5 protein-coding genes and 4 pseudogenes are annotated in these 9,410 nt (G+C 71.9%); 4 read left to right on the top strand and 5 right to left on the bottom strand.

Annotation, left to right across the window (positions count from 1 at the left end; all coding sequences use genetic code 11):
* Window positions 1-57: 57 nt before the first annotated feature.
* On the bottom strand, window positions 58-1,329 hold the full coding sequence (locus VS93_RS24975; protein ID WP_046472304.1) for a cytochrome P450 family protein: 1,272 nt from the start codon (window positions 1,327-1,329) through the stop codon (window positions 58-60).
* A gap of 16 nt (window positions 1,330-1,345) precedes the next feature.
* Window positions 1,346-2,077: a TetR/AcrR family transcriptional regulator gene (locus VS93_RS24970; RefSeq protein ID WP_046472303.1), complete on the bottom strand. Its 732-nt coding sequence runs from the start codon at window positions 2,075-2,077 to the stop codon at window positions 1,346-1,348.
* A 150-nt stretch (window positions 2,078-2,227) separates the two neighbouring features.
* Between VS93_RS24970 and VS93_RS24965 the strand changes: the two genes are divergently transcribed.
* Window positions 2,228-2,908, top strand: coding sequence for a class III extradiol ring-cleavage dioxygenase family protein (locus VS93_RS24965; RefSeq protein WP_046472302.1), 681 nt, complete (start codon window positions 2,228-2,230; stop codon window positions 2,906-2,908).
* Between the two features lie 34 nt (window positions 2,909-2,942).
* Here VS93_RS24965 and miaA read toward each other — a convergent pair.
* Window positions 2,943-3,868: pseudogene (gene miaA, locus VS93_RS24960) on the bottom strand (tRNA (adenosine(37)-N6)-dimethylallyltransferase MiaA).
* Window positions 3,869-3,966: 98 nt separating this feature from the next.
* Between miaA and dapF the strand changes: the two are divergent.
* The 3 genes and pseudogenes from dapF (at window position 3,967) to VS93_RS24945 (ending at window position 7,699) form a co-directional block, all read left to right on the top strand.
* A complete protein-coding gene (gene dapF / locus VS93_RS24955) occupies window positions 3,967-4,788 on the top strand; it encodes a diaminopimelate epimerase (RefSeq protein WP_046472301.1) in 822 nt (273 codons plus the stop codon).
* A 281-nt stretch (window positions 4,789-5,069) separates the two neighbouring features.
* Window positions 5,070-5,776, top strand: a pseudogene (locus VS93_RS33600) (ABC transporter permease).
* 177 nt (window positions 5,777-5,953) lie between these two features.
* Window positions 5,954-7,699 (top strand): ABC transporter family substrate-binding protein, encoded by a 1,746-nt coding sequence (locus VS93_RS24945; RefSeq protein WP_236700721.1) that lies wholly within the window; start codon window positions 5,954-5,956, stop codon window positions 7,697-7,699.
* On the opposite strand, the pseudogene VS93_RS24940 reads toward VS93_RS24945, so the two are convergent.
* Together VS93_RS24940 and VS93_RS29900 are read right to left on the bottom strand one after the other, a co-directional pair.
* Window positions 7,663-9,053, bottom strand: a pseudogene (locus VS93_RS24940) ((Fe-S)-binding protein). The gene VS93_RS24945 and the pseudogene VS93_RS24940 sit on opposite strands and share 37 nt — an antisense overlap.
* Window positions 9,054-9,092: 39 nt before the next feature.
* Window positions 9,093-9,410 (bottom strand): annotated as a pseudogene (locus VS93_RS29900) (FAD-binding protein); the annotation flags it as partial.

Below are 9,410 nucleotides of genomic sequence, written 5' to 3'. Positions count from 1 at the left end.
CGCCTGAGCGCGCGCAACGGCACCCGGCCCGGGCGGGGGCGTCCCCGCCCGGTGCTCTCAGAGCCGGACCGGCAGGCGCACCAGCCTGCGCATGGCCGGCCGGGGCATCCACTCCAGCTCGGCTTCGGCAACGGCCGGTTCCAGCTCCGGGTAGGCGCTGAACAGCTTGCCGAACGCGACCTCGGCCTCCTGCCGCGCGAGGGCCGCGCCCAGGCAGTAGTGCGGGCCGTGGCCGAAGCCGACGTGCTCCTCCCCGCGGCCCGAAGGGCGCCGGGTGATGTCGAAGCGGTCCGGGTCGGTGTACTTCCGCGGGTCGCGGTTGGCGCCCAGGAGCAGTGCCTGGACCGGCTCTCCCACCTTGAGCCGTACCCCGCCCAGCTCGACGTCCTCGGCGGTGTAGCGGAGCCGGGTCATGAGGACCGGGTGGCACCACCGTTGCAGCTCGTGCACCGCGGCGGGCAGCCGCTCCGGATCCCGGCGGACCAGGTCGAGCTGTTCGGGGTGGGTCAGCAGCGCCACGGTGCCGTTGCAGATCAGGTGGGCCGTGGTCTCGTGTCCGGCCATGATCAAGGTGAAGACCATGGTGATCAGCTCGGTCTCGGTGAGCCGGTCGCCGTTCTCCTCCCGCACGCGGATCAGCGCGCCGAGCAGGTCGTCGGAGGGCTCGCTCCGCCGCTGCTCGATCATCGCCCGGATGTGGTCCACCATCTCGCGCAGGGCGTCGTTCATCCGCTCGGAGCCCATCGTGACCAGGGTGTGGCCCCACTTCCGCCACAGTGGGCGGTCCTCCTCGGGCACGCCCACCAGCTCGCAGATGACGGTGATCGGCAGCGGATAGCCGAAGTGCTCCAGGAGGTCGACGACCCCGTCCTCGGCGTGCCCGGGGAGCGCGTCGAGCAGGTCGTCGGTGATCTGCTCCACGCGCGGCCGCAGCTCGGAGACCCGGCGCACGGTGAAGGCGCGGGAGACCAGCTTCCGCAGCCGGGTGTGATCGGGGGCGTCGTGGTCCAGGACCCCCTCGGTGAGGTAGGTGGTCAGGTCTTCGCTGATTCCCAGCTGCCGCATCAGCTCCAGGCGCTTGTCCTGCCCCCTGCCGCCGGGGACCGAAGCCGGGTCGACGACGAACCGGGGGTCGCTCAGGAGGCTGCGGACCTCCTCGTCCCCGATGAACATCCACAGTTGCGAGCCGTCGAGGAAGGCGGCCCGGACGGCCGGTCCCTGCTCCCGGAGGGCGGCGACCGCCGTGTAGGGGTCGGCGAGGAAGTCCGGGTCCGTCAGGTTGACGGCCGGGTCGGTCCGGGCGGTGCCGGTGGTGGCCGAAGTGCTCATGCTGCCCTCCGTCGCGTCAGGTGAGTTTCTGCCTGTGGATCTCCTCGCGGATCCGGTCCATCAGGCGCTGGTAGAACTCGATGATCCGCGGCGCGGCGGCGCGCAGCGCCTCGTGCCCGGCGTCGAGCTCGAACGCCGCGCGGACGGTCTGGGCGAGCGCGTCCGCTTTGGCGCGGGTGTCGTGTGTCTCGTGCGGTGTCATCGGATCGAACACCAGGAAGCCGGTGACGACCGCGGAGTAGCTGTAGCGCTGCATCGCGAGGGGCAGGTCGGTGCGCAGCAGGCCGTGGTCGCGCAGCTCCTGAAGGTGGCTCTCAACGGTGCGCTCCCGCTCCCGGACGAGGTCGCCGATGATGTCGGAGGCGCTGCGGACCAGGGTGCCCAGGGTGTCGGTGTCGCCGGTGACGACGGCGCGGATAACGGCGTCCTCGTGCATCGCGAGGAAGGAGGTCCGGGCGATGCGGCTGAGCAGGACACCGGCCGGATCGGCGCGCATGTCCTGCACGATTCGCGTCCCCCAGAACGCCTGGGAGCGCATCACCACCGTGAGGAACAGCGCCTCTTTGGTGTGGAAGTGCAGGTAGACGGTCCCCTTGCCGACGCCGGCGCGGCGCGCGACCTCGTCGATGGTCACCCGCCGGTATCCCCAGGCGATGAGGAGTTCGGCGGCGGCGTCCAGGATGCGCTCCGCCCGTTGGTCGCGCTCGTCCTCCGCGGAGGCCGTTGCCGGAGGGTCGGTCCACACCACGTTGTCTCCTCTCCTTTCGGCTCGCTGCCCCGGGCTGTGTGACCAGATTTCAAAACTGGTCATACAGTCAAACATAGGGGATGGGGGCCCACGGGGCAATGTTCGGAGGCGCTGAAGCGGCGTCGGCGATCGGACCGGTACTCTCGCCGTGTGCTGATCGCCGCCGCCGTGTGCCCGCATCCTCCGCTGCTCGTACCGGAGCTGGCGCAGGGGGCGGCACCGGAGTTGGAGACGCTGCGGGCGGCGTGCGACCGGGCGGTGACCGGACTGCTCGGCTCCGGCGCCGACGAGCTCGTCGTCGTCGGGGCCGGCGGGGGCGACCGGACCTACGGTGCCGGGACCGGCGGCAGCCTGGCGGGATACGGCGTCGACGTCGGCGTCGGTCCGCCCCCGGCGGTGCTTCCGCTCTCGCTGACCATGGGCCGGTGGCTGGCCGAGCGCGGGGGTGCCGTCCCGTCGTGCTACGTGGAGGTGGCGGCCGGCGCCCCGCCCGAGGAGTGCCTGGCGCGCGGGGCGGAGCTGGCAGCGGCGGCCTCCCGGATCGGGATCCTGGCCATGGGCGACGGCAGCGCCCGGCGCACAGAGTGCTCTCCCAGCTATGTCGACGAGCGGGCCGCCCCGTTCGATCACTCGGTGGCCGCGGCGCTCGCCAAGGCGGATACGGCGGCGCTGGCGGCGCTCGATCCGCTGGTCGCCGCTGAACTCATGGTCGCGGGCCGGGCCGCCTGGCAGGCCCTCGCGGGCGCCGCGGAGGGCGCGGGGCTGCACGGCGAACTCCTCGCCCACGAGGCGCCCTACGGTGTGGGCTACTTCGCGGCGCTGTGGCGCTGAGCGGGATCAGAGGTCCGCTCAGCCCGCCGGGGCGTCAGGTCACCCGGCACGCCGCGCCGGAGCCGACCAGGCGAAGGGCGCGCCCGGTGAGATCGGGCGCGTCATAGGGCAGCCAGTGGACCCGCGGGTCCCGCCGGAACCAGGACTCCTGGCGGCGGGCGAACCGGCGCGTCGCGCGGACGGTCTCCTCGCGCGCCGTCTCCTCGTCGTATTCCCCGGAGAGGAAGCGCAGCACCTGGGCGTAACCGAGCGCCCGCGACGCCGTGCGGCCCGAGCGCAGCCCCCGTTTCTCCAGTTTCTGGACCTCCTCGACGAGTCCGGCCCGCCACATGCGGTCCACCCGCATCCTGATCCGCTCGTCGAGCTCGTCGCGGGGTATCTGGAGGCCGATCTGCAGGCACGGGTAACGCGCGACGTGCTCCGGCAGGTTCGCGGTGAAAGGGCGCCCGGTAAGCTCGACGACCTCCAGCGCGCGTACGATGCGGCGCCCGTTGCTGGGCAGGATCGCCTCGGCGGCGGCCGGGTCCCGCCTCGCCAGCCGCTCGTGTAGAGGGGCCGGGCCGACTTCGGCGAGTTCGGCCTCCAGCCGACCGCGGACCGCGGGGTCGGTGCCGGGGAAGTCCAGGTTGTCCAGGGCCCCGCGGATGTACAGCCCGGAACCGCCGACCAGGATCGGCGTGCGTCCCGCGGAGCGCAGTTCGTCGATGAGCCCGCGCGCCAGGCGCTGGTAACGCGCGACATCCGCGGTCTCGGTGACCTCCCAGATGTCGAGCAGGTGATGCGGAACCCCGCCCTGTTCGGCGCCGGTGAGCTTGGCGGTGCCGATGTCCATGCCGCGGTACAGCTGCATGGAGTCGGCGTTGATGATCTCGCGCCGCCGCCCGCGCCGGTGATTCCGCGCGCCAGCTCCACGGCCAGGTCGGACTTGCCCGAGGCGGTCGCTCCGACGACCGCCACCACTGTTCTCGCGTCCTGCGTGCCGTACCCGCTCACACGTCCAGTGTGGCAGTGCCGCGAAACAGGACGAGTACCGCTGATGGCGTCTTAGGATGATCCCCATGCGATTCGCCAAGGGCCACGGCACGGAGAACGATTTCGTGATCCTTCCCGATGCCGAGGGGGTGCTGGATCTCACCCCTGAAACGGTCGCCGCGCTGTGCGACCGGCGTGCCGGAATCGGCGGCGACGGCGTCCTGCGCGTGGTCCGCACGGCGGCGTTGAAGGAAGCGGAACCCCTGCCGGAGTCCGCGCGCTCCGCGGAGCGGTGCGAGTGGTTCATGGACTACCGCAACGCCGACGGCAGCGTCGCCGAGATGTGCGGTAACGGCGTACGGGTGTTCGCGCGCTACCTCGTCGAATCCGGTCTGTCGGAGGCGGGCTCGTTCGACGTCGGAACGCGGGCCGGGGCGAAGCGGGTGACCGTCGAGGCCGACGGGCAGATCACCGTCGACATGGGACCGGTCGGCTCGCTCGGCGACGGGTGGGCCGAATTCGCACGCGAGCGGCTCACCGGCAGGGGGATCTCCGTGGGCAACCCGCACCTGGCCTGCCTCGTGGACCGTCCGGTCGCCGACGTCGACCTGACCGCCCAGCCGCGGGTCGACCCGGGGCGGTTTCCCGACGGCGTCAACGTCGAGGTGTTCCGCGAGGTCGCGCCGGGGACGCTGGAGATGCGCGTGTACGAGCGCGGATCGGGCGAGACCCGGTCCTGCGGTACCGGGATCGTGGCGGTGGCCGCCGCGGCCACGCCCCCGGGCGAGGGGGCGACCTGGCGTGTGCTGGTGCCCGGAGGCGAGTGCACCGTCTTCCTGGACGCCGACGGCGCCCGGTTGCGCGGTCCGGCCGTGATCGTGGCCGAGGGAGAGGCCCGCCCGGTGTGAGCGCCGCGGCACGTTACCTGCTTCGCAGGGCGGTCGGTCATGCCGTGCTGCTGGTCGTCGTCAGCAGTTGCGCTTATCTGCTCGCGGCCACCGTCCTCAGCCCCCGCGGCAACTACGAGGGGCAGAGTCCGCCCCCTCCGCCGGAGGTGGTGGATGCGGCGTTGGCCGAGCACAACCTCAACGACCGCGTATGGCTCGGGGAGCGGTACCTGACCTGGGCGTCGGGAGTGGCCACCGGCGACCTCGGCGCCACGTGGGACGGCCGCCCCGTCAACGAGGAGATGGCCCGGCGTATCGGGGTCAGCCTGCGCCTGGTTGCGCTCGGCGCCGTCCTCGGCAGCGCGGCCGGGGTGCTGCTGGGGGCGTGGTCCGGCGGCCACCGGTACGGCTGGACCGACCGGTTCTGCACGATCGGCGCGGTCGTGGTCATCTCGGTCCCGGTGGTGGTCATCGCCGTCGCGCTGCAGATGTCCGCGCTGTGGCTGAACGAGGTGCTGGGAGTGGACCTGCTGCGTACGACGGGGGAGCCCACCCCCGGAGCGGACCTCGGGGGTTGGGGTGCCCTTGCCGACCACGTGCGCCATCTCGTCCTTCCGACGCTGGCGCTCGCGCTGCCCCAGGCCGCGGTCTTCAGCAGGTACCAGCGGGCTCTCATGGCGGAGACCGCCTCCGCCGACTTCGTGCGCACGGCCCGGGCGAAAGGCTCAGGCGCTGGACCGCGCTGCGCACGCACGCGCTGCGGACGTCGCTGATCCCGGCTGTCAGCTACTTCGGGTACTCGGCGGCGGGCCTGTTCGCCGGGGCCGTCTTCATCGAGAAGGTGTTCGGCCGGCACGGTGTGGGCGACCTGCTGATCGACTCCGTCAGCACGGGCGACGTGAACGCCGTGGCGGCGGTCTGCTCCTTCGGAGCGCTGTGTGTGGTCGTGGCCGCGGTGTTCGTGGATATCACCCAGGTCGTGCTCGATCCTCGGATACGTGCCGGATAGCCGGTTGCGCCGTGTCGGCTGCCGCCCCGGGGGTCGGCGCAGTAGTATTCCCCGATTGTTCCTTTGGCACGGTTGGGCGGCGGCATCCGAGGAGCGTGCGGGGCAGGTGCGACACGGTACCGGGGACCGTGTCCGCCCGGTGCCGGCGTCGTCGCGGTACCGCGGTTTGGGGGGTGTGTGGGCAGACTTCGGAGAGCCGGTGTCTCGGCGCTGGCATTCGCCGTCGTGCTGAGTGCGTGCCGGGGCCTGTCCGAGAATCCCGCGGGTGAGCACGCCGGACTCCCCTCCGCCGCCATGAACCCGGTCGACCGTACCGAGATCGCCGAGGGCGGTTCCCTGCGCTGGGGGATCAACGAGTTCCCGGCGCAGTGGAATCCCCACCATGTCGCCGGCAACCTGGCCATCGTGGAGAAGATCATGGAGGGGCTGCTTCCCACCCCGTTCCGGGTCGACGAGGACGGCGAAGCGCGTCCCAACCCCGACTATGTCGAGTCCGTGGACGTCCGGCCCGGCGATCGCGCCGGTACCGCTCGCGACGGCGGCCGGACCGGAGGGGAGAACGAGGGGCAGGTCGTTACGCTGCGGTTGAACCCGAAGGCGCGGTGGTCCGACGGTTCCCCCATCACCTGGCGGGACTTCGAGAGCATGGCAACGGCGCTGTCCGGTGAGAGAGCCGGGTTCCGGATCCTGGGCGAGATCGGCTACGACCGGATCACCTCGGTGCGCCCCGGTGCCGACGAGTTCGACGTCGTCATCACGTTCGACCGGAGCTTCGCCGAGTACGAGGCGCTGTTCCGACTGCTGCTGCCCGCGAAGTACACGCAGGACCCGGCCCGGTTCAACAACGGCTACAGCGACGACATCCCGGTGACCGCCGGCCCGTTCGAGTTCGCCGGAATCGACCCGTCCGGGAAGATCCTCACCGTGCGGCGTTCCGGCGACTGGTGGGGGGATCCGCCCCTGCTCGACGAGATCACCTACCGCGCCCTCGCCCCCGCCGCACTCGACAGCGCGTTCGCGGAGGGCAGCATCGACGTCTACTCGGTATCGGGTGCCCCCGGTTCCTACGAGAGGGCCGAGGCCACCGACCACGGCGAGGTGCGGGCGGCGCTGGCCCCGGACTACCGCCATCTGACGCTCAACGGGCAGAGCGATGCGCTCTCCGAGGTCGACGTACGGCATGCGGTCTTCCTCGGGATCGACCGCCGGGCTCTCGCCGACGCCGCGTTCAGCACGGTCGACCGGCCGCCCGCCCTGCTCGGCAACCGCTTCCTGCTGACCAACCAGGAGGGCTACGCCGACAACAGCGGAGAATGGGGGGAGCACAACCCCCAACGGGCGCGCACGCTTCTGGAGAGGGCCGGCTGGAAGGAATCCGGCGACGGGCCGCGTTCCAAGGGCGGCGAGGCGCTCGAACTGCGCTTCGTCATTCCGCGCGACCACCCGCCGGCGCTGAGCGAGGCCGAGCTCGTCCAGGACATGCTGGACGAGGTCGGGATCGGGGTCCGCATCGACCCTGTCGGCGGGGACGAGTTCTTCGGCGACTACGTGCTGCCCGGCAACTACGACATCGTCGGGTTCGTCAACACCGGCGGCGGCTTCCCTGTCTCCCAGTCCCTGCAGCAGTGGTCCGAGCCGGCCACCGGCGAGGACGGCGAGCCCGACTGGCGCGCCAACGTGGGCCGGATCAGCTCCCCCGAGATCGACGAGGCCATGGAGGACGCGCTCACGGCCTTCGACAAGGGCGAGGCGTGGGAGCGGATCAACCGGGCCGACCGCCTCCTCTGGGAGGCCGGGCACACGCTTCCGCTCTACCAGCGCCCGGAGCTGGTGGCGGTGCGCTCCGACATCGCCAACCTGGGAGCCCCGGGCGCCAGTACCCTCGACTACGCCGACATCGGCTTCCTCGACGACGGCGAGTGATCAGGCCCCGGTTCCGCCTCAGGGCGGCCGAGGAGCGCCGATGGCGCCAGGCCGCGGATCGAGGCGTCGAGGACCTGGACGGTGTGCGCGACCGAGATCGACCCCCCGCCGCGTTCGATCGCGGAGGCGATCTGCAGGGAGCACCCGGGGTTGCCCGCCACGAGCAGCTCGGCGTTCGTGGAGCGGACGTCCGCGCTCTTGCGGTCACCCAGTTCGCCGGCCGGCTGCGGGCGGAGCAGGTTGTAGACCCCGGCCGAGCCGCAGCAGACCTCGGGGTTCGGGATGTCCACGACGTCCATCCCGGGCACGCCGTGCAGCAGTTTCCGGGGCGCGCTGGTGACTCCCTGCCCGTGGGACAGGTGGCAGGCGTCGTGGTAGGCGGTGCGTATCGGCAGCGGGTGCCGCTCGGCCTGCGGTCCCAGCCAGTCCAGGAACTCCGAGAAGTCCATGACCTTCTCGGAGAGAGCCTTGGCCCGCTGCAGCCAGTCCTCTCCCGCGCCGTCCTCGCTCAGTACCCGTGCGTAGTGCTTCATGGTGGCGCCGCAGCCGGCGGAGTTGACCACGATGGCGTCCACGCCGGCGTGTTCGAAGGTCTCGATGGTGGCGCGGGCGAACTTCGCGGCCTCACCGGTCCGCCCGGAATGGGCCGAGAGCGCGCCGCAGCACCCCTGGGAGCGGGGGACCACGACGTCGCACCCCTCACTCGCGAGAACCCGGGCGGTCGCGGTGTTGACCTGCGGGAAGAACGAGCCCTGCACACATCCGGTGAGCATGCCGACCACCGCTCTGGTGCGCCCGACCGCGGGTACGCGTTCGGGAAGCGCCGGAGGTGCCTTGTGCAGCGGCGGTGCGATGCGCTCCATTGTGGCCAGCGAGGGCGAGAGGCGGTCCAGCAGCCCGGAACGGCGCACCAGCCGCGGGAGCCCGCTGGCCTGGTAGACGCGCAGCGGGCCGCGGAGCAGGTTCAGCCGCCGCCGGTACGGGAACAGCGAGAAGATCGCCTTACGCAGCAGGCGCTCCCCGGCACCGCGCTCGTGCTCCTCCTCGACCCGGGTGCGGGTGGTCTCGATGAGCGCGTCGTAGGCCACCCCTGAGGGGCACGCTGAGACGCACGCCAGGCAGCCGAGGCAGTTGTCGAAGGCTGTACGGCCGCCTCGTTCAGGACGTCCTCGGAGTGGACCTGGCCCATCAGGTGGATGCGTCCGCGCGGCGAGTCCATCTCCTCGCCCCACAGCACGTATGTGGGACAGGTGGGCAGGCAGAACCCGCAGTGGACGCAGTCGCCGAGTAGTTCGTTGAAGGACCGCTGCGGATCGGCGCCGGTGGCGTCGCCGGCGGCGGTGCGGTCGGTCATGGTTGGCTCCATCCTTCGGTATGGCTGTCCGCGGGCCTTTTAGATCCCGCCGGCGAAGCGTCCGGGGGAGAGCAGGCGGTCGGGGTCGAGGCGGTCCTTGATCGCCCGCATCAGGGCCAGGCCGGGAACCTCCCCCCAGAGGAGGTCGGTGCCGTGCTGCGGGAGTCGCTCCAGCAGCGGAGGAGCGGCATGCGGGACGGTGAGCGTTCCGGCGGTGAGCGAGCGCCGCGTCCCGGAGACGATCTCGGCCACCGTCCGCGGGTCGGCGGAGGCGGGCAGCGCGGCGTGCAGTATCCCGGCCCCCGCCGAGCCGCGGACCGAGACCGGGACGCCCGCACTGTCGCCGGCCGCGCGCAG

This window comes from Allosalinactinospora lopnorensis (assembly GCF_000981225.1).
Lineage (GTDB): Bacteria > Actinomycetota > Actinomycetes > Streptosporangiales > Streptosporangiaceae > Allosalinactinospora > Allosalinactinospora lopnorensis.
Note: the sequence above shows the minus strand (reverse complement) of the source record. Positions and strands in the feature narration are given on the sequence as shown.

Coding starts and splice junctions, on each gene's coding strand:
- VS93_RS24975 (WP_046472304.1), bottom strand. CDS start 1,329: ATGAGCACTTCGGCCACCACCGGCACCGCCCGGACCGACCCGGCCGTC.
- dapF (WP_046472301.1), top strand. CDS start 3,967: ATGCGATTCGCCAAGGGCCACGGCACGGAGAACGATTTCGTGATCCTT.